Origin of the sequence: Nocardia wallacei, assembly GCF_029869545.1 — a bacterium.
GTDB classification, from domain to species: domain Bacteria; phylum Actinomycetota; class Actinomycetes; order Mycobacteriales; family Mycobacteriaceae; genus Nocardia; species Nocardia wallacei_A.
Genome location: NZ_JARWQD010000325.1, coordinates 1 through 18,223, shown reverse-complemented (window position 1 = coordinate 18,223; position 18,223 = coordinate 1). Strand labels below are relative to the sequence as shown.

Annotated in this window: 16 protein-coding genes and 1 pseudogene; 9 read left to right on the top strand and 8 right to left on the bottom strand. The window is 71.1% G+C overall.

The annotated features are described in order from the left end of the window. A pseudogene (locus QH290_RS29940) lies at positions 1–333 on the top strand (class I SAM-dependent RNA methyltransferase); the annotation flags it as partial. A 170-nt stretch (positions 334–503) separates the two neighbouring features. Here QH290_RS29940 and QH290_RS29935 read toward each other — a convergent pair. Then, positions 504–1,169, bottom strand: coding sequence for an SIMPL domain-containing protein (locus QH290_RS29935; RefSeq protein WP_280386528.1), 666 nt, complete (start codon positions 1,167–1,169; stop codon positions 504–506). Positions 1,170–1,614: 445 nt separating this feature from the next. Here QH290_RS29935 and dxs point away from each other — a divergent pair, with 445 nt between their 5' ends. Together dxs and QH290_RS29925 are read left to right on the top strand one after the other, a co-directional pair. Beyond that, the gene (gene dxs / locus QH290_RS29930) at positions 1,615–3,504 is read left to right on the top strand and encodes a 1-deoxy-D-xylulose-5-phosphate synthase (RefSeq protein WP_280268787.1); all 1,890 of its coding nucleotides are present in this window, start codon (positions 1,615–1,617) and stop codon (positions 3,502–3,504) included. A 92-nt stretch (positions 3,505–3,596) separates the two neighbouring features. Further along, positions 3,597–4,400, top strand: a complete 804-nt coding sequence (locus QH290_RS29925; protein ID WP_280386526.1) for an enoyl-CoA hydratase — start codon at positions 3,597–3,599, stop codon at positions 4,398–4,400. 7 nt (positions 4,401–4,407) lie between these two features. Here QH290_RS29925 and QH290_RS29920 read toward each other — a convergent pair whose 3' ends face one another. Together QH290_RS29920 and QH290_RS29915 are read right to left on the bottom strand one after the other, a co-directional pair. After that, a complete protein-coding gene (locus QH290_RS29920; RefSeq protein WP_280386524.1) occupies positions 4,408–5,685 on the bottom strand; it encodes a ribonuclease D in 1,278 nt (425 codons plus the stop codon). Between the two features lie 22 nt (positions 5,686–5,707). Next, the gene (locus QH290_RS29915) at positions 5,708–6,259 is read right to left on the bottom strand and encodes a DUF3000 domain-containing protein (RefSeq protein WP_068028839.1); all 552 of its coding nucleotides are present in this window, start codon (positions 6,257–6,259) and stop codon (positions 5,708–5,710) included. Between the two features lie 241 nt (positions 6,260–6,500). On the opposite strand from QH290_RS29915, the gene hemE reads away from it, so the two are divergent. Genes hemE through hemQ form a run of 3 tightly spaced genes read left to right on the top strand, consistent with a single transcriptional unit; the run spans position 6,501 to position 9,686 of the window. Continuing rightward, complete coding sequence (gene hemE / locus QH290_RS29910) at positions 6,501–7,577, top strand: uroporphyrinogen decarboxylase (RefSeq protein WP_280268790.1); 1,077 nt, start codon at positions 6,501–6,503, stop codon at positions 7,575–7,577. Positions 7,578–7,590: 13 nt separating this feature from the next. Beyond that, positions 7,591–8,937 (top strand): protoporphyrinogen oxidase, encoded by a 1,347-nt coding sequence (locus QH290_RS29905; protein ID WP_280268791.1) that lies wholly within the window; start codon positions 7,591–7,593, stop codon positions 8,935–8,937. A 53-nt stretch (positions 8,938–8,990) separates the two neighbouring features. Further along, positions 8,991–9,686, top strand: coding sequence for a hydrogen peroxide-dependent heme synthase (hemQ, locus tag QH290_RS29900; protein ID WP_280268792.1), 696 nt, complete (start codon positions 8,991–8,993; stop codon positions 9,684–9,686). Positions 9,687–9,766: 80 nt separating this feature from the next. Here hemQ and msrB read toward each other — a convergent pair whose 3' ends face one another. The 4 genes from msrB to QH290_RS29880 form a co-directional block, all read right to left on the bottom strand. Next, positions 9,767–10,216 carry a peptide-methionine (R)-S-oxide reductase MsrB gene (gene msrB / locus QH290_RS29895; protein WP_280268793.1) on the bottom strand — a complete coding sequence of 150 codons (450 nt, stop codon included), beginning with the start codon at positions 10,214–10,216 and terminating at the stop codon, positions 9,767–9,769. 70 nt (positions 10,217–10,286) lie between these two features. Beyond that, positions 10,287–11,639, bottom strand: a complete 1,353-nt coding sequence (locus QH290_RS29890) for a glycosyltransferase family 87 protein (protein WP_280386522.1) — start codon at positions 11,637–11,639, stop codon at positions 10,287–10,289. Positions 11,640–11,730: 91 nt separating this feature from the next. Then, positions 11,731–13,299, bottom strand: a complete 1,569-nt coding sequence (locus tag QH290_RS29885; RefSeq protein ID WP_280386520.1) for an alpha/beta fold hydrolase — start codon at positions 13,297–13,299, stop codon at positions 11,731–11,733. A 32-nt stretch (positions 13,300–13,331) separates the two neighbouring features. Next, the gene (locus QH290_RS29880; protein WP_280268796.1) at positions 13,332–14,105 is read right to left on the bottom strand and encodes a pyrimidine reductase family protein; all 774 of its coding nucleotides are present in this window, start codon (positions 14,103–14,105) and stop codon (positions 13,332–13,334) included. Between the two features lie 35 nt (positions 14,106–14,140). Between QH290_RS29880 and zapE the strand changes: the two genes are divergently transcribed. From zapE to QH290_RS29865, 3 genes are all read left to right on the top strand, one after another. Next, on the top strand, positions 14,141–15,157 hold the full coding sequence (gene zapE, locus QH290_RS29875; protein ID WP_280268797.1) for a cell division protein ZapE: 1,017 nt from the start codon (positions 14,141–14,143) through the stop codon (positions 15,155–15,157). Between the two features lie 151 nt (positions 15,158–15,308). Next, positions 15,309–16,118, top strand: coding sequence for a tyrosine-protein phosphatase (locus QH290_RS29870; RefSeq protein WP_280268798.1), 810 nt, complete (start codon positions 15,309–15,311; stop codon positions 16,116–16,118). 211 nt (positions 16,119–16,329) lie between these two features. After that, positions 16,330–17,985 carry a TlrC/CarA/OleB/SrmB family ABC-F type ribosomal protection protein gene (locus tag QH290_RS29865; RefSeq protein WP_280386518.1) on the top strand — a complete coding sequence of 552 codons (1,656 nt, stop codon included), beginning with the start codon at positions 16,330–16,332 and terminating at the stop codon, positions 17,983–17,985. On the opposite strand, the gene QH290_RS29860 is transcribed toward QH290_RS29865, so the two are convergent. Further along, positions 17,961–18,223: GNAT family N-acetyltransferase (locus tag QH290_RS29860; RefSeq protein WP_342213776.1), on the bottom strand; the 263-nt coding region annotated here is incomplete at its 5' end. The two genes, QH290_RS29865 and QH290_RS29860, sit on opposite strands and share 25 nt — an antisense overlap.

Genomic DNA, 18,223 nt, shown 5'->3' with positions numbered 1-18,223 from the left:
GTCGCCGACGGTGCCGCCGCCCTGCGCGACCTCCCCTGGGTGCGGCTGACGGCCGACCGCGTCGAACGCTGGCTCGGCCACCGGACCGGTTCGCCCGCACCGCAAGTCGTGGTGCTCGACCCACCCCGCGCGGGCGCGGGCAAGGACGTGATCGCCGCCATGACCGCCAACGCCCCGGCCCGCATCATCCACATCGGCTGCGACCCAGCCTCTTTCGCCCGCGACATCGCCCTCTACCGCACCGCGGGCTACCACCCCACCCACCTCCGCGCCTTCGACGCCTTCCCCACCACCCACCACGTCGAATGCCTCGCCCTCCTCGAACGTACCTGACCCAACTCCCGCAAGGGGTGCGTGAATGCCCCAAGCCCGCGGGGTGCGTTCGCGGGCAGGGCGGGCCGTCCTGTGGCGCACCGGCTCTTGTCGCACCCTCTGCGTGTTCTCGCACCCCTTGCAGGGGCCTGGAGGGGGTGCGGGAATGCGTAGGGGGTGCGGGAGTTGGGTCAGTCGAGGAGCCAGGTGGCGCGGAGGGTGGCGGTGAGGGGGGATTCGCCGTATTCGATGGGGACGGGGGAGGAGGCGGACATGGCGACTGTGCGGAATTCGGGGGTGGTGGCGGGAGTGGGCGGGGGGGTGGTGTTCTCGGTGATCTCGAGGACGGGGCCGAGGCTGCGGGAGGCGCGGGCGGCGTATTGGGCGGCCTTGGCGTGGGCGTCGTCCCAGGCCGCGTCGCGGGCGCGGGTCAGCAGGGCCTCGGTGTCGGCGAAGGTGAGGCTGAGACCGCCGAGCCGCACGTCGTCGCCACCGGCATCGACGGCGTGGGCGATGACCGTGGCCGGGTCGGGGTCGCCGGAGTCGGCCCGATCGGTGCGCAGCGAGACGGTGAGCGAGGTGGTCGCCACGTAGCCGGTGACGCGGGCGCCGCCCTCCTCGGTCCAGACGGTTTCGGTGCGCACCGACAGGCCGCTGGTGCCGATGTCGGCCGAGCGCACGCCGTCGGCGCGCAGCGCCTCGGTGACGGCGGTGGTCCGCGACCCGGCTTGCCCGTAGGCGAGGGAGACCGTGCTCGCGCGGGTTTCCACGGAGATCGACACCTGCATCGTGTCGGGTGTGCCGGTGACGGTGCCGTGGCCGAAGGTGGTGACGGTGGCGGGGCGGGCGTCGGTCATCTGGGCCTTCCTGCGGGTCGGATCCGGTTCGTGACACGAGCTGTGCCCTCGATCCTGCCCGCTCTCCCGAGCCCTGCCCAGCAGCGCGGCCTATCGGCGTCGCGCTGGGCCGCCCCGACAGCACCACCGCGTTGGTGTCGAAGGCGAGTCGATAGTGGCTGCGATGTCGGCCTGGCTTCGAGTGCACGACAGTTGGGTGGGGAGCCGTCTCCTCGGCGGGTGCGATGTATGCCCGGATGTGGGTGTGGTGGCACTCACGGGCGTGGCGGATTTCTTGTGAGAGTGGTTGTGGCACAGTGGCATGTCCTAATGTTCGCGGGAACCCCTATGTCGCGGATCACATGGTTTAGGGGTGTCGCGGACGGGGTTTGCATTCTGGTCATCAGGGGTCTGGACGGCTCCGTAGACTGTCTGAAACAGACGAGCCATCCAGAGGGAGAAAGCGGTGGGAGTTCTTTCCCGGATCGATACGCCCGAGGACCTGCGCCGGCTGACGGTACCGGAGCTCGAGGAGCTGGCGGAGGAGATCCGCGAGTTCCTGGTCCGCAAGGTCGCGGTGACGGGCGGTCACCTGGGACCGAACCTCGGCGTCGTGGAGTTGACGATCGCGCTGCACCGGATCTTCGATTCGCCGGCCGATCCGATCATCTTCGACACCGGCCACCAAGCCTACGTGCACAAGATGCTGACCGGCCGCCAGGACGGTTTCGACTCGCTGCGCAAGCGGGGCGGGCTGTCGGGCTACCCGAGCCGGTCCGAGAGCGCGCACGACTGGGTGGAGTCCTCGCACGCCTCCGCCGCGCTGTCCTACGCCGACGGCCTGGCGAAGGCGTTCGCGCTGACCAAGCAGCGCCGGCACGTGGTCGCCGTGGTCGGCGACGGCGCGCTCACCGGCGGCATGTGCTGGGAGGCGCTGAACAATATCGCCGCCGGTCCCGACCGCTCGCTCATCGTCGTGGTCAACGACAACGGGCGCTCGTACTCGCCGACCATCGGCGGGCTCGCCGACCGGCTCGGCGCGCTGCGCATGCAGCCCGCCTACGAGCAGGCGCTCGACGCCACCAAGCGATTCGTGCAGGGCATCCCGCGCGTCGGCGGATCGGCGTACTCGATGCTGCACGCCCTCAAAGCGGGGATAAAGGACGCGGTGGCGCCGCAGGAGCTGTTCAGCGACCTGGGCCTGAAGTACGTGGGCCCGGTCGACGGGCACGACACCGGCGCGCTGGAGGCGGCCCTGCGCCGGGCCAAGGACTTCGGCGGCCCGGCCATCGTGCACGTGGTCACGCAGAAGGGGCGCGGCTATCAGCCCGCCGAGGACCACGAGGCCGACCAGATGCATTCCATCGGCGCCATCGACCCGGAGACCGGGCAGCCGCGCGGCGGCAAGTCCGTGGGCTGGACCTCGGTGTTCTCCGACGAGCTGATCCGCCAGGGCGAACAGCGCGACGATATCGTCGCGATCACCGCCGCCATGCCGGGTCCGACGGGCCTGACCCCGTTCGGCAGGCGCTTCCCGGACCGCATGTTCGACGTCGGCATCGCCGAGCAGCACGCCATGACCTCCGCGGCCGGGCTGGCGCTGGGCGGGCTGCATCCGGTGGTGGCGATCTACTCCACCTTCCTCAACCGTGCCTTCGATCAGCTCCTGATGGATGTGGCGCTGCTGCGGCTGCCGGTGACCCTGGTCCTCGACCGGGCCGGTATCACCGGTGACGACGGTGCCAGCCACAACGGCATGTGGGATCTGTCGGTGCTGGGCATCGTGCCCGGGATCCGCGTGGCCGCCCCGCGCGATGCGGTGACGCTGCGCGAGGAACTGGCCGAGGCGCTGGCGGTCACCGAGGGCCCGACCGCGCTGCGGTTCCCGAAGGGTGCCGTCCCCGACGACATCTCGGCGGTGGAGCGGCTGGACGGCGTGGACGTGCTGCGCATGCCCGAGGGTGGCGCGGCGCAGACCGTGCGCGGCGATGTGCTGATGGTCGCGGTGGGCCCGTTCGCGCAGACCGCGGTGCAGGCCGCGGATCTGCTGACCGCGGAGGGGATTTCGGTCACGGTGGTGGACCCGCGCTGGGTGCTGCCGGTCTCCGACACCATCGTCAAACTGGCCGAGAACTACCGCATGGTGGTGACGCTGGAGGACGGCGGCATGCACGGCGGCGTCGGCTGCACGGTGTCCTCGCGCCTGCGGGGCGCCGGTATGGATGTGCCGACGCGGGATCTCGGTGTGCCGCAACAGTTCCTGGACCACAGCTCGCGCGCGCAGATCCATCAGGAGCTGGGGCTCACGCCGGAGGACATCGCGCGGCGGGTCACCGGCTGGCTGGCGGGAGTCTGAGCACCCGCACGCCCTCCCCGCCATCCTGGCGCGCTTTTGGCCGGGACTGAAACCGGTTACAGTTTTCTCAGTCGTCGCCGGTAGGAGTCCGCATGTCGTTCGTGCTCGTCGAGAAACCCCGTCCGCAGATCGCGCTGGTCACCCTGAACCGGCCGGAGCGCATGAACGCGATGGCCTTCGACGTGATGGTCCCGCTGCGCGAGACGCTGGAGTCGGTGGCCACCGACAACGACGTGCGCGTCGTGGTGCTCACCGGCGCCGGGCACGGCTTCTGCTCGGGCGCCGATCTGCAGGGCGCGGGCCGGATTCCCGGCGTCGACGGCCTGACCAAGACCAGCGTGGCCCGTCGCTCCATGGACCTGCTCAACAACGTGATGCTCACGATCCGCCGCATGCACCAGCCGGTCATCAGCGCCGTCAACGGCGCCGCCATCGGTGGCGGGTTCTGCCTGGCCGTCGGCACCGATATCCGGATCGCCTCGCAGGACGCGTATTTCCGCGCGGCGGGCATCAACAACGGCCTGACCTCCGCCGAACTCGGCATAAGCTATCTGCTGCCCCGTGCGATCGGAACCACCCGCGCCTTCGAGATCATGCTCACCGGCCGCGATGTCGACGCCGTCGAGGCCGAACGCCTCGGCATCGTGTCGCGAGTCGTCCCCGCCGACAAGCTCCTCGACACGTGTTACGACACCGCCGAACAGATCATTCGCTGGAGCCGTGTGGGCGCGGAACTCACCAAACGGATGCTGTGGAGCGGCCTGGAAGCGGGCAGCTTCGAATCGCATATGCAGCACGAGGGCATGTCGCAGCTGTATGTGCGGTTGACCACCGAGAACTTCGACGAGGCGATTCGTGCCCGGCGGGATCGGCGCCCACCCGTGTACGAGGACTGACCGGCGGCTAGTCGAACAGCGCCGCCGCCAGCGGCGGGACCGCCAGTTCACGCTGCCAGGGGCGGGCGCCGCCCGACTTCAGGAAGTCGTCGATCGCCCGGACCGGATCGTCGGGAGCCGCGTCGGAGCGGAATTCCGGCAGGCCGTCCCAGCACAGTCGGCGCAGCAGGTCGGGGGTGAGCAGGTTCTCCACCGGGATCGCGTGCTCCTCGGACAGCTCGGTCATCGCCGCGCGGGCCCGCGCCAGCCGGGCGGCGGCGGCCGGATCCCGCCGCTCCCAGCGATTCACCGGCGGCGGTCCGTCGTAGGGCTGCGCGAGCGTGGGCAGCTCCGAATCCGGCAGCGCCCGAGCGCGTTCCACCGCGGCCAGCCATTCCCGCGAGTGCCGGCGCTGGCGCGGTCCGCCGAAGATCGGCAGCGCACGCAGCTGCCCGACCGATTTCGGATCGGCCTGCGCGGCAGCGATGATCGCCGAATCCGGCAGCACCCGGGCGGGCGCCACATCGCGATGGCGGGCCAATTGGTCACGGGCGGACCACAGTTCGCGCACCACGGCGAGCTGCCGGGCCCGGCGCAGCGTGTGAATGCCGGAGGTGCGGCGCCAGCGGTCGGCCTTCGGCGGGGCCGGTTCGGTGGTGCGCACGTGTTCGAATTCCTGTGCCGCCCAGTCGGTCTTGCCCTGTTCGCCGAGGGCGGCGGCGACCTCGTCGCGTAACTCCAGCAGCAGCTCCACATCGAGGGCCGCGTAGTTGAGCCAGTCGTCGGGCAGCGGGCGGGTCGACCAGTCGGCGGCCCCGTGCCCCTTGCGTAGCTCGCGGCCCAGCAGCTTCTCGACCATGGCGGCCAGGCCGACGCGTTCGAAACCGGCCAGCCGCCCGCCCAATTCGGTATCGAACAGCAGCTTCGGCCGTAGGCCCAGCTCGGCCAGCCCGGGCAGGTCCTGGTCGGCGGAATGCAGCACCCACTCGAGGTCGTTGATCGTCTCCGCCAGCGGGGCCAGCGCCCCGTCGTCCAGCGGGATCGGATCGATGAGGAAGGTGCCGGACCCGTTGCGCCGCAACTGGATCAAATAGGCGCGATTGGAATAGCGGAAACCCGACGCGCGCTCGGCATCGACGGCCAGCGGCCCCGTTCCGGCGGCGAGGCGGGCCGCGGCGTCGGCGACGGCACCGGCCGTGTCCAGCACCGGCGGCACACCCTCGGCGGGCGCCAGCAACGGGACGGCGGCGTCGTCGTTCCCCCCAATCCCACTCGCGGGATTCTCTGATTCGTCGGCAACGGGCATAGCCCCGAACTTTACGCGGCGGTCAGAACTGGTCGTCGGCAATCTGCGGACCCGGCCGCAAATGGGTGACGCCCGCCGGTGGCAAACCGGCCGCATAGGCCAGGACCTCGCAGAAAGCCTCCACGTGCGGTCCGAGTTCGGTGGAGCCCACCGTCCACGAGGCCCGCAGCTCCAGCTGATAGGCGCGCGGCGGTCCGGCGATATCGCCGTAACGGACCGAACTCGTGGAGGTGACCGTGCCACCCAGCGCAGTGAACGGTTCGCCCCGCGATTCCAGCGCGTCCACCAGCCAGCTCCAGGCGACCTCCGGCAGCAGCGGATCGCCGGCGAGGGCGGCGTCGATATCGGCCTGGATGTAGGCCACGAGGCGGAACACCCCGTTCCATGCCTCGTGGCCGTTCGGGTCGTGTAGCAGGATCAACCGCCCGAACGCGTCGCCCTCCGAGTCGACCGGAACCACATTCGTGTCCGGAGGTTTGACTTCGGCCCCGATGGCGTATGAATAAGGTGCCAGGCGTTGCGGCGGCCGGATCGGTGCAAGCTCGATCCGGGGGTGCACGGAAGCGGTGCCCATCGCATCGACCGCGGCGCGAAATTGGGCTGGTTCGCTGTCGGGGCCCGGGGTCGGTGCGGCGCCGTCGCGGAAGTCGAGCGGTGTCACGAATGAGACGGTAGACCTCAACGGCCCGGCGCGGTCGGAGGCGCGCCGCTGCGTGCATTCTGGCGTTCGCAGTGATGGTGCGGGCCGGTCGTATCCCCGGGCGTGGCGCGTTACCCGGACCGCGTGGCGGAGGACGATCGCGGGCCCGCATACGATGGCGGTGATGAGCACTCCAACTCGCCGCCGGTTGTCCGATGCGCCGTTCCTCGCTGCCGCCACCGGTGGCACGCCGAGCCGGCGCCCCGTCTGGTTCATGCGTCAGGCCGGCCGGTCGCTGCCCGAGTACCGCGAGCTGCGCGCCGGGGTGGGGATGCTGGAGTCCTGCTTCGATCCGGAGCTGGTGTGCGAGATCACCATGCAGCCGATCCGCCGCCACGGCGTGGATGCGGCGATCCTGTTCTCCGACATCGTCGTTCCGCTCAAGGCGGCCGGGATCGACCTCGATATCGTGCCCGGGACCGGGCCGGTGGTGGCGCGTCCGGTGCGCACCGTCGACGATGTGCGCGGCCTGCCGCGGCTGCGGCGCGAGGAGGTGGGCGCGGTCACCCAGGGCGTGCGGCTGCTGCTCGACGAACTCGGCGACACCCCGCTCATCGGATTCGCCGGTGCCCCTTTCACTCTCGCCTCCTATCTGGTCGAGGGCGGGCCGAGTCGGCACCACGAGCGCACCAAGGCGCTGATGCTCGGCGACCCGGGCACCTGGCATCAGCTGCTGGGGGTGCTCACCGATATCACCATCGAATTCCTGCGCGCGCAGCTGGCCGCGGGCGTGGATGCGGTGCAGCTGTTCGATTCCTGGGCGGGCGCGCTGTCGCTGGCGCAGTACCGGGAATTCGTGCTGCCGCATTCGGAGCGCGTCTTCGCCGAGCTGGCCACCGCGGGTGTGCCGCGCATCCACTTCGGTGTGGGCACCGGGGAGCTGCTGGGCGCGATGGCCGAGGCCGGTGCCGATGTGGTCGGCGTCGACTGGCGGGTGCCGCTGCAGGACGCGATCCGCCGCGTCGGCGCCGGAAAGGCGTTGCAGGGCAACCTGGATCCGGCGGTGCTGTTCGCCGGTTCGGAGGTCGTCGAGCGCGAGGTGCGCCGCATCGCGCACGAGGCCGACGAGGCGATCGCGATGGGCGCGGCGGGGCACATCTTCAATCTCGGCCACGGCGTGCTCCCCGAGACCGATCCGGGCGTGATCACCGAGACGGTGGCCCTGATCCACAGCCTCCCCACACCTCTGTGACCAGGAGAGTTCGATGCGGGTGGCGGTGGTCGGCGGCGGGATCAGCGGCTTGGTGGCCGCGTACCGACTGCGGCGGGCGCTCGGCGCCTCCCTCGAGCTGACGCTGGTGGAGCGGTCCGACCGGATCGGCGGGATTCTTCGCACCGACGATATCGCCGGTGATCCGGTGGACCTGGGGGCGGAGGCGTTCGTGGGGCGGCGACCCGAAATCCCCGCGCTCCTGGCGGAATTGGGCCTGTCCGAGCAGCTGGTGTATCCGGCGGGGAAGCGGCCGCTGATCTGGTCGGGCGGGGCGGCGCACCCGCTGCCGGAGCGCACGCTGATGGGCATCCCGTCCGGGCCCGAGGCGGTCACCGGCCTGGTGGACGAGGCGACGCTGGCGCGGATCGCCGCCGAGCCCGACCGGCCGCTGGACTGGGTGCGCGGGGGAGACGTCTCGGTCGGCGCCCTGGTGGGTGATCGGTTCGGCGAGCAGGTGGTGCGGCGCAGCGTGGACCCGATGCTCGGCGGAGTGTATGCGGGACTGGCGAATTCGATCGGCGTGCGCGCCGCGCTGCCGACGCTGGCCGCCGCCTTGGATGCCGGTGCGCCGAATCTGTCCCGGGCGGTCGCCGACGCGCTGCCGCCCCCGTCGACCGCCCCCGTCTTCGGCGGTATTCGCGACGGCTACCGGGTGCTGCTGGAGGCCCTGCTGTCCGCGGCGCAGGCGAAGGTGGAAACCGCTACGGCGGCAACGGGTCTGACCCGCACCGCCACGGGCTGGCGGCTGGACCCGGTGGGGGAGGTGGACGCCGTGATCCTGGCGGCGCCCGCCCCGGTCGCGGCCGGGCTGCTGCGCGAGGTCGCACCGCGGGCCGCGGCGGCCGCCGCGGGAATCGACCTGTCCTCGTCGGCGGTGGTCGCGCTGGCGCTGCCCGCGCGGACCGCACTGCCCGACAACTCGGGCATACTCGTGGCCACCGGGGAACCGTTGCGCGCCAAGGCATTCACGCTGTCCAGCCGCAAGTGGCCGCATCTGGCGCGGCGCGAGGTCGCCCTGGTCCGCGCCTCCTTCGGCCGCTTCGGCAACGACTCCCCGCTGTCCTGGCCGGACACCGACCTGATCGCGGCCGCCGCGGCGGATCTGTCGACGGTCACCGGCCTCGAGATCGCACCGCTCACCGCGCGGGTGCAGCGCTGGCGCGGCGGGCTCCCGCAATACACACCCGGCCATATCGATCGCGTCGCCGCCATCGAGGCGGGCGTCGCCGACCTGCCCGGGCTGGCCGTCGCGGGCGCCTACCTGCACGGTGTCGGCGTGCCCGCCTGCGCCGCCTCCGGAACCGCCGCGGCCGAGCGGATTCTGACACACCGGGCGTGAGCGCACGGGGTGCGGCTGTGCGGGAGGCGAATCCGCGGTGGCAGGATGGGGGCATGGCGCGACTCGATTACCAGGCCCTCAACTCCACCATCCGGTATCTGATGTTCTCGGCGTTCCAGGTGGAGCCGGGGGCGCTGGGGGAGGACCGGGAGGCGGTGATCAAGGAGACGCGGGCGTTCTTCGACTCGCTGGACGAGCGCGGTGTGGTGGTGCGCGGGCTGTACGACGTGGCCGGGATGCGGGCCGACGCCGACTTCATGATCTGGACGCACGCCGAGACCATCGAGCAGCTGCAGGCCGCCTACGCGGACTTCCGCCGCACCACCGAACTCGGCCGCGTCAGCGCCCCGGTCTGGAGCAATGCCGCGCTGCACCGCCCGGCCGAGTTCAACAAGAGCCACATCCCGGCGTTCCTCGCCGGTGAGGAGCCCGGCAACTACATCTGCGTCTACCCGTTCGTGCGGTCCTACGAGTGGTACCTGCTGCCCGACGAGGAACGCCGCAAGATGCTCGCCGACCACGGCAAGGCCGCCCGCGGCTACCCGGACGTGCGCGCCAACACGGTCTCGTCGTTCGCCCTCGGCGACTACGAGTGGATCCTCGCCTTCGAGGCGCCCGAACTGCACCGCATCGTCGACCTGATGCGCGACCTGCGCGCCACCGAGGCCCGCCTGCACGTCCGCGAGGAGGTCCCGTTCTTCACCGGCCCCCGGGTGGATGTGGAGAAGCTGATCCCCGCCCTGCCGTAGGACAGGCGCCGATCGTGCGGATGTAATTCCGCGCCCCGGATTTTCGGGTCATGCGCGGAGCGCCGGTGGGGCCGTAAGGTTCAGCCGTCGTCTCCGCGTGTTGCGTTGTCCGAGGGGTGCAGGCGCAGCGCGATGGAGTTGATGCAGTACCGCTTGTCGGTCGGTGTCGGATAGCCCTCACCCTCGAAGACGTGGCCGAGGTGGCTGTGGCAGGTGGCGCACAGCACCTCGACGCGCCGCATGCCCAGCGAGTCGTCCGCGCGCAGCACCACCGCGTCGGAGTCGGCGGGATCGAAGAACGAGGGCCAGCCGCAGTGCGAGTGGAATTTCTCGGCGCTGCGGAACAACTCGGCGCCGCACGCCCGGCACGAGTACACCCCGGTGGTCTCGGTATCGGTGTACTCGCCGGTGAACGCGCGCTCGGTGGCGGCGTCGCGCAGCACCGCGTATTCCTGCGGCGTCAGCCGGGCCCGCCACTCCTGCGGCGTGAGCTGGATCTTCGGCGTGGGCACGCCGGTCTCGGAATCCATAGCGCTCAGCCTAATCATGCGGCAGCGAGGTCGCCGCCTCCGCCACGGCGTCGACGCGGTATGGGTGCCGCTATGTGAGTGCGCCCGCCTGCGATTGCGCCTGCGCGCCGGTCGGTTTCCCGTTGTCGGCCTCGCCCGCGGGAACGTCGTTGCCGTTGTGACGGGACTCCGGCGCCGTATCGCCCGGAGTGTCCGGCCGCGCGGCGTTCTCCGGCAGCAGGAATACCGGATCGATGCCCGAGGCCAGCCGCCCCTCGCGCCGCGCGGCCAGGTACCGGTCGCCGAGCACGCAGAACACCACGAGCAGCAGCATGCTCCAGCCGAGCGTGACGCGCAGGTACTCCAGGGTGCGCCCGGTGCTCTGCCAGTGGTCGAGCAGCCACTTGTCGTAGGTCATGAACCCGAAGATCGCGAGCCACGCGGGCCAGTTGCGCAGCACCGAATTGCGCAGCACCACCGACATCAGGAACGGGAACAGCATCATCGAGTAGTACTGCTGGCCCAGCGACGTCCACACGAACTCGGTGGTGAGCAGCACGCCCGAGGCGGTCAGGATGAAGAACAGCTCGTCGTGCAGGTAGTAGCGGTACAGCAGCCACAGCGAGATCAGCACGACGACCGCCAGCGCGATGCGGATGGTCCAGGTCAGCCACGAGTCCAGGCCCCAGTACGCGGCGCTGCCCGGTATCGAGCTGTTGAAGTAGTCGCGCGCCTGCAGCGAATAGGGCAGGGTCCGGCGGACGTAGTCCATCGGATCCTTGATCAACGGCCAGGCGACGGCCATCAGCACGATCGGCACGCCCAGCGCGGTGATGAACACCTTCCACTGCCGCCGCGCCAGCGGTATCAGCAGCAGCGGGGCCAGCGTGGGCTTCACCGCGATCGTCAAGCCCATGACGAATCCGGCCCACAGGTCCCGGCGCTGCAGCAGCAGGTGGATGAAGATGACCTCGGCCAGCAGGATGCAGCCGTTGACATTGCCGAAGCCCAGCGTGTTGATCACGGTCTCGGAGGCGAACATCAGCAGCAGCGTCAGCGGCGCGGCATAGGAGCGCACGCTGAGCTTGAACAGCTTCAACAGCAGATACCAGGCGGCGATGATCGCCACGGCGTTCAGCGCGACGAAGCACCACTTCGACTTCTCGGGGTCGATCAGCGCCAGCGGTGCGACCAGCAGCGTGCCGCTGGGGGGGTACAGGTAGTGCGGGTCGACGAGATCGAAGTTCTCGCCGTAGATGGACCGCCCGTTCAGAAACGCCAGCGACGCCTTGTACACCGGCGCGAAGTCGTCGGTGATGTTGAAGTTGGTGCCCTCGACGAATATCTGATGCAACACGGTCATGACCGCGAACGGCCACAGTGCGAAGTTCAGGACCTCGGAGGTGGTTCGAGCGGTGCGTGGCTCGAGCTGTCGAAGGAACACTGGGGCACGGTACACCGGAATCCCCGCGAAGGGTTGGCTCGACCCGGTGTTCGGCGCCGTGTCCGTGTCGCGAACCTCGGCGCGGCCGGGCTCAGGCGGGGCAGGCGGTGCCGTCCTGCGGGAGCCTCGCATCCTTCAGATAGTCGACGAGGTACTGCTGGGCGCAGCCGGTGTGGGTGAAGACGGGATGCCCCCAGCCCTGCCATTCGACGGTGGCGACGCGGGCTCCGGCGGCGCCGAGCGCGCCGGTGACGGCGGGCCGCCCGTCGCCGCCCACCACCGGGTCGGCGGCGGTGCCCAGCACCAGCACCGGTCCGGGGTACTTCTGCGGCAGCTGGGCGGCGTTGGGCACCGGCCACGCGGTGCAGGCCATCAGCTCGGTCGCGGCGGCCCTGCCGAAGACGGGATACTGTGCGCCCCAGGTGTTCTCGAGTTCCTTGGCGCGGGTGGGCGTGGCGGGCTGCTGGTTGTCGCTGCATCGCGCGACGAACTGGCCGTCCGCGGCGGTGGCCGCCGCTTCGCGCAGCACCAGATTGCCGATCGGCCCCCGGTCCCCGCGCCCGGCCGCGGCCAGCGCGTCGGCGAGTTCCCGGACGCGACCGGCCTGATCGGCGCGCGGGTCGCCGAGGAATCCGGAGATGGTGGTGAGCAGCGCGTTCGCGGACAGGTCGCCGAGTTCGCCGCGGCCCGCGCGGTTCACCAGATCCGTGACGGCGCCGCGCGGATCCGGCCCCAGCGCGCAGCCGACCCCGGCGCAGCGCTGCGCGAAACCGGTCAGCGCGGCCTCGGCCCCCTTGACGCGCTGTTCGGCCCGGCCCACGGCGTCGGCGTTGACCGCCTCCGGCGAGTCGAGGGCCAGGCGGGACAGATGGTCGCCGTATTTGCTGGCGTAGCTGAGCGCCACCCGGGCGCCGTTGCCGGTGCCGATCAGCGCGATCCGGTCCACCTGCCACTGCTTGCGCAGCTGCTCGATGTCGTCGGCGGCGTGCGCGGCGTCGAAGGTGCCCTGATACGGCTGCAGGAAATCCTGGCAGGCGATGGTGGCGTCCTGGCTGAGCTTGGCCACGATATCGACGGGATCGCCGCCGCCGGGGGCGAATTGACCGTTGTCGGCGAGCGCGCGCCGGATGTCGTCGGTCATGCAGTCGATCGGCTGCGAGCTGCCCATGCCGCGCCGGTCCACCGCGACGATCGGATGCGCGCCGAGCACCGCGGAGGCCGGGCCCGCGGCCAGGCCCGCCAGGGTGGCGGAGGAGGAGCGGTCGTCACCGGAGGTCAGCACCATCGGCGCGGCGTCGGCGGGGGTCTGCTGCAGCCGGGCCCGCACCGCGCCGTTGCGGAAGGTCCCGAGAATGGAGCCGCCGGCGTCGATCGGCGTCGAATATTCGGCGCATTCGAAGATCAGGCCGGGCGGTGGTGTGCCCAGACCCAGCAGGTTGAACGTCGGCACCGCGCATTCGCGCCAGTTGAGGTCGGTCTTGGGCTGCTGCAGTGCCGGGGGCGCGGGCGGCGCGGACGTGCTCGGGCGGGCGGGCCCACCGGCCTCGTGCGGTCGTTCCACCGCGACCGCGGGCCGCTCCGAGGGCCCCGCGCCACAGGCGGCGGTGAGGAGAACCGTCAGCGATGACGTTGCCAGCAGGGCGGCCCGGATCCAGCGCATGCGATACAGCCTGCCAGGTCGATCGCGTCGTTTCAGCTCTGGGTGTGTGCCCGCTCCCATCGGGTCAGCAGGGTGCCGTCGTCGTCGGCCAGCACGTGGCGCAGCGCCATCGGGGTCGGCAAGGCATTGGGAGACACCGCGATTCGGCCCGCCGTACCGCCGACGAGCAGGGGCGACACGGTGAGGCAGAGTTCGTCGGCGGCACCGGCGGAGATCAGTTCGCCGAACAGCGACGGCCCGCCCTCGCACAGCACCCGCAGCAGCCCGCGGGTGGCCAGCGCGGCGCGCAGATCGGCCGCGGTGACGGTGGTGTCCCCGGCCTCGACGACCTCCGCCCCCGCGTCGGCGAGCAGCTCCTTGCGATCGGCGGGCGCGGCGGCGGTGGTGAGCACGAGCGGCGGGCGGACGGTGTCGGTGAACAGCTTGCCCGCCGGATCCAGGGCCGCGCTCGCGGTGACCACCGCGATGGACGGCGGTGTGCCGTCGGGCGCGCCGCCGAGCCCGTGCCGGTGCAGCCGGATGCGGCGGCGGGCGTCGGTGCGGGCGCCGCCGTAGTTCTCGGCCCGCGCGGTACCCGCGCCGACGACGATCACATCGGCCAGATCGCGCAGGATCGCGAAGACGTCGTGGTCGGCGCCGGTCCCGAGGGCGCCCGAGCGCCCGTCCACGGTGACGGCGCCGTCGACGCTGGCGACGAAGTTGGCTCGGATCCACGGGGATTCGAGCCGCGCCGGATAGGCGTACAGGCGCACCAGGTCGTCGGGGCTCAGGGCTGTGAACTGGATCGCATTGGGAGCACGCTGCATAAGAACCGATCACACCACGTCAGTACGCTACTCGGGTGCAACAACGCCTCGTCGATCGTCATCCGGAGGTTCCGGCCGATCAGCTCATCGCCCAGATGGTGCCGCCGCCCACATTCGACGAGGTGAGTTTCGCCTCCTACATTCCCGATCCGAAGGAGCCGACCCAGGCCGCGGCCGTGCGGCGGGCCGAGCAGTTCGCCGGGCAGGTGGCCAAGATTCACGCCGCGGCGGGCAAGAAGGGCCTGTTCGGGAAGAAGAAGCAGGTCGACGGCGCGGGCCTGTACCTCGACGGCGGCTTCGGCGTCGGCAAGACGCACCTGCTGGCCTCGATCTATCACGCCGCGCCCGCGCCGAAGTCGTTCGGGACGTTCGGCGAGGTGACCAATCTCGTCGGCGCGCTGGGCTTCACGAATGCGGTGGAGCGGCTGTCGGGCAACAGCGTGCTGTGCATCGACGAGTTCGAGCTCGATGATCCCGGCGACACCATGCTGGTCTCGCGGCTGCTGACCGAGCTCACCGCGCGCGGGGTGTCGGTGGCGGCGACCTCGAACACGCTGCCGGATCAGCTGGGGGAGGGCCGCTTCGCGGCGCAGGACTTCCTGCGCGAGATCCGCAAGCTGGGGTCGCTGTTCGACGCCGTCCGCGTCGACGGCCCCGACTATCGCCACCGCGACCTGCCCCCGGCGCCGGAGCCGACCGCGCCCGAGCTGCTGGCCGAGAAGGCCGGGGCGACAGCGGGTTCCACGCTCGACGACTTCGACGCGCTGCTGCAGCATCTGAGCACGCTGCATCCGTCCCGGTACGGGGCGCTGATCTCGGGGGTGTCCGCGGTGTTCGTCTCGGGCGTGCACACGATCACCGATCAGGCGGTGGCGCTGCGCATGGTGGTGCTGACCGACCGGCTCTACGACGCGGGCATTCCGGTCACCGTGTCGGGGGTGAAGCTGGATCGGATCTTCTCCGAGGAGATGCTCGGCGGCGGCTACCGCAAGAAGTATCTGCGTGCGATCTCGCGCCTGCTGGCGCTGTCCCGCTTCCAGGTCCCCGCCTGACCGACCGACCACTCGGTGTAGCGTGGAATCGCCGACAGCGACCGGTCGGCGGAGGGCGGCGAGCCCGGTGGGTTCGTGACGTGAGCGCCCCGAACCTGCCGTGACCGACGAGCCGACCCAGCGGCCGTCGGGCCGAGATTGAGGAGCTGTCGTGGTTCGACGTTCGATGCGCGGGACCGCGGCCGTTGCCGCGGCCGCGACCATTGCCTTCGGCCCCGCGGTGGGCACCGCGATCGCCGTCGACCCGCCCGCCGCGCCCGCGTCGGTCACCGTCGATACCGCCGACCGCTCGCTGCACCTGCAGGGCGTGCAGAACGCCCGGGACATCGGCGGCTACCGCACCATCGACGGCCGCGTGGTCGACACCGGGCTGGTCTTCCGCAGCGGTGAGCTCAGCAAGGCCACCGACGCCGACCTGGCCGCCCTGACCGATCGCGGGCTGAAGTTCGACGACGATCTGCGCACCGGCTACGAGCGCGCCTTCGCGCCGGACCGGGTGCCCGCGGGCGCGACGCTGCACATCGACGACGTGATCGGCCAGGCCCCGCCGCAGGTCATGGCCTCGACGCTGGTGGCGGGCACGGATCTGTACCGCGCCTTCGTCACCGCGCCGGGCGCCAACGAGGGTTTCGCGTCGATCCTGCACGACATCATCGACACCGACGACGGCTCCGTGCTGTTCCATTGCACCGCGGGCAAGGACCGCACCGGCTGGATGGCCGCGGTACTGCTGACCATCCTCGGCGTCGACCGCGACACGGTGAACTACGACTTCCTGCTGTCGAACCACTACCGCAACGCCGGGGACAACGACCCACTCAACGGCGTCGTCCTGCCCGCCCTCGACGCCGCCTTCGACCAGGTCGACCAGACCTACGGCAGCTTCGACAACTACGTCCGCGACGGCCTGAAGCTGTCCGACGACGACATCGCCGCCCTGAAGGCGAAGATGCTGAGCTGATCGCTCGTTCGAGGCGTCGAAATGTGTTGACACGCTTGCCGTCCCTCGCTACATTTGCTCGCGGTATGGGAACTTTGTTGATCCTTCTGTAGTCGAATCCGGCGCGTAGAGCTTTGCTCCGCGTCGATCCCCGCACACATCACGCCTTGGTGGCGATCTCTGCTGTGCGGGTCCCATCGACTCCCGGCCCGGCCGGGGACAGGAGGATCGCATGCCCACTGCCGCTCAACTCACCCTTTCCGATATCACCAAGCGCTATGACGGGCGGCCGGTGCTCGATCGCGTCTCGCTGACGGTGAAACCCGGCGAGAAGGTCGGGGTCGTCGGCGACAACGGCGCCGGTAAGTCGACTCTGCTGCGGCTGCTCGCCGGACGGGAATGCCCCGACAACGGCGAGGTTATCGTGCAGGCGCCCGGCGGCGTCGGATATCTGCCGCAAACCCTCGGCATGCCGGACACCGCTACCGTCGCCGCGGCCATCGATCGGGCGCTCGCCGACCTGCGTGCGCTGGAACGGCAGCTCCGCCGCGCCGAATCCGAGTTGGAATCCCTTGCCGCACTCGGAGATTCGGCGGCGGTGGACAGCCGCCTGGCCGACTACGGCGAGCTGATCGCCCGGTTCGAGGCCCGCGGCGGCTACCGGGCCGACCAGCGGATGGACGCCGCGCTGTCCGCGCTCGGCCTGCCCGGACTGGCTCGCACCCGACCGCTGGGCTCCCTGTCCGGCGGCGAGCGATCCCGGCTGGCGCTGGCCGGGACCCTCGCCGCCGCACCGGAACTGCTGCTGCTCGACGAGCCCACCAACGACCTCGACGATCAGGCCGTGACGTGGCTGGAACAGCAGCTGCGCGAGCACCGCGGCACCGTCGTCGCGGTCACCCACGACCGGGTGTTCCTGGAGCGGATCACCTCGACGGTGCTCGAGGTCGAGGCCGGGCGCATCACCCGCCACGGCAACGGGTACGCGGGCTATCAGGCCGCCAAGGCAGCCGAAAGACGCAGGCAGCAGCTGGAATTCGAGCAATGGAGGGAGGAACTGGCACGCAACCGGCGGCTGGCCGAATCGAATGTGGTTCGGCTCGAGTCGATTCCGCGCAAACTGCCGCTCGCGGTGTTCGGGCACGGCTCCTTCCGCACCCGCACCCGCGGGCACGGCGCGGTGGTCCGCATCCGCAACGCCAAGGAGCGCGTGCGCAGGCTGACCGCCGAACCCGTTGCGCCGCCACCGGATCCGTTGCGGTTCGCCGCGGCACCGCAGCGGGCGTCCGAGATCGAGGACGGGCCGGTGGCGCGGCTGTGCGGCGTCGTGGTCGGTGACCGCCTGCGCGTCGGCGAGCTGTGCATCGCACCGGGCGACCGGCTGCTGGTCACCGGGCCGAACGGGGCCGGGAAGACGACCCTGATGCGGCTGCTGGCCGGGGAACTGGCGCCGGACGCGGGCACGGTGTCGGTGCGCGGCCGCGTCGGCCACCTGCGCCAGCAGCAGACGCCGTGGCCCGCGCGGCAGACCGTGCTCGGCGCGTTCGCCGACGGCCGCGGTCACCCCGACGACCGGGCCGAGGAGCTGCTGTCGCTGGGCCTGTTCCGTCCCGCCGAACTCGGGCTGCGCATCGGCGAGCTGTCCTATGGGCAGCGCCGCCGCATCGAATTGGCCCGGCTGGTGCGCGAGCCCGCCGACCTGCTGCTGCTCGACGAGCCGACCAACCACCTGTCCCCGGCGCTGGTCGAACAGCTGGAGCAGGCGCTGACCGGGTATACCGGTGCGCTGGTGGTGGTCACCCACGATCGCCGGCTGCGGTCGCGGTTCACCGGACCGCGCGTCGAGGTGCGCGACGGCGCGGTTCAGAGCTCCTTGTGCAGGACGTAGTCGTGACAGGTCCGGGAGCCGACGGCGGTGGTCTTCGTGCCGATGGTGCGGAAGCCGTGCTTGGCGTAGAAGCGCTGGGCACGCTCGTTGTCCTGGTTGACGCCGAGCCACACACCGGTGTATCCGCCGTGCCGGGCGGTGGGGGCGGGCGGCGGGGGCGCCGGCCCGCGCCCCCCCCCCCCCGGGGGGGGGGGGGGGCCCGGGGTGGGGGTGTTGTTGGGGGCCCCGCGGGGGGGGG

What these genes read in the sequence shown, in the direction of transcription:
- QH290_RS29905 (WP_280268791.1), top strand. Translation starts at nt 7,591, where the DNA reads ATGCGGGTGGCGGTGGTCGGCGGCGGGATCAGCGGCTTGGTGGCCGCG.
- QH290_RS29920 (WP_280386524.1), bottom strand. Translation starts at nt 5,685, where the DNA reads ATGCCCGTTGCCGACGAATCAGAGAATCCCGCGAGTGGGATTGGGGGG.
- QH290_RS29880 (WP_280268796.1), bottom strand. Translation starts at nt 14,105, where the DNA reads ATGCAGCGTGCTCCCAATGCGATCCAGTTCACAGCCCTGAGCCCCGAC.
- QH290_RS29925 (WP_280386526.1), top strand. Translation starts at nt 3,597, where the DNA reads ATGTCGTTCGTGCTCGTCGAGAAACCCCGTCCGCAGATCGCGCTGGTC.
- QH290_RS29915 (WP_068028839.1), bottom strand. Translation starts at nt 6,259, where the DNA reads ATGGGCACCGCTTCCGTGCACCCCCGGATCGAGCTTGCACCGATCCGG.
- QH290_RS29865 (WP_280386518.1), top strand. Translation starts at nt 16,330, where the DNA reads ATGCCCACTGCCGCTCAACTCACCCTTTCCGATATCACCAAGCGCTAT.
- msrB (WP_280268793.1), bottom strand. Translation starts at nt 10,216, where the DNA reads ATGGATTCCGAGACCGGCGTGCCCACGCCGAAGATCCAGCTCACGCCG.
- hemQ (WP_280268792.1), top strand. Translation starts at nt 8,991, where the DNA reads ATGGCGCGACTCGATTACCAGGCCCTCAACTCCACCATCCGGTATCTG.
- QH290_RS29885 (WP_280386520.1), bottom strand. Translation starts at nt 13,299, where the DNA reads ATGCGCTGGATCCGGGCCGCCCTGCTGGCAACGTCATCGCTGACGGTT.
- QH290_RS29935 (WP_280386528.1), bottom strand. Translation starts at nt 1,169, where the DNA reads ATGACCGACGCCCGCCCCGCCACCGTCACCACCTTCGGCCACGGCACC.
- hemE (WP_280268790.1), top strand. Translation starts at nt 6,501, where the DNA reads ATGGCGGTGATGAGCACTCCAACTCGCCGCCGGTTGTCCGATGCGCCG.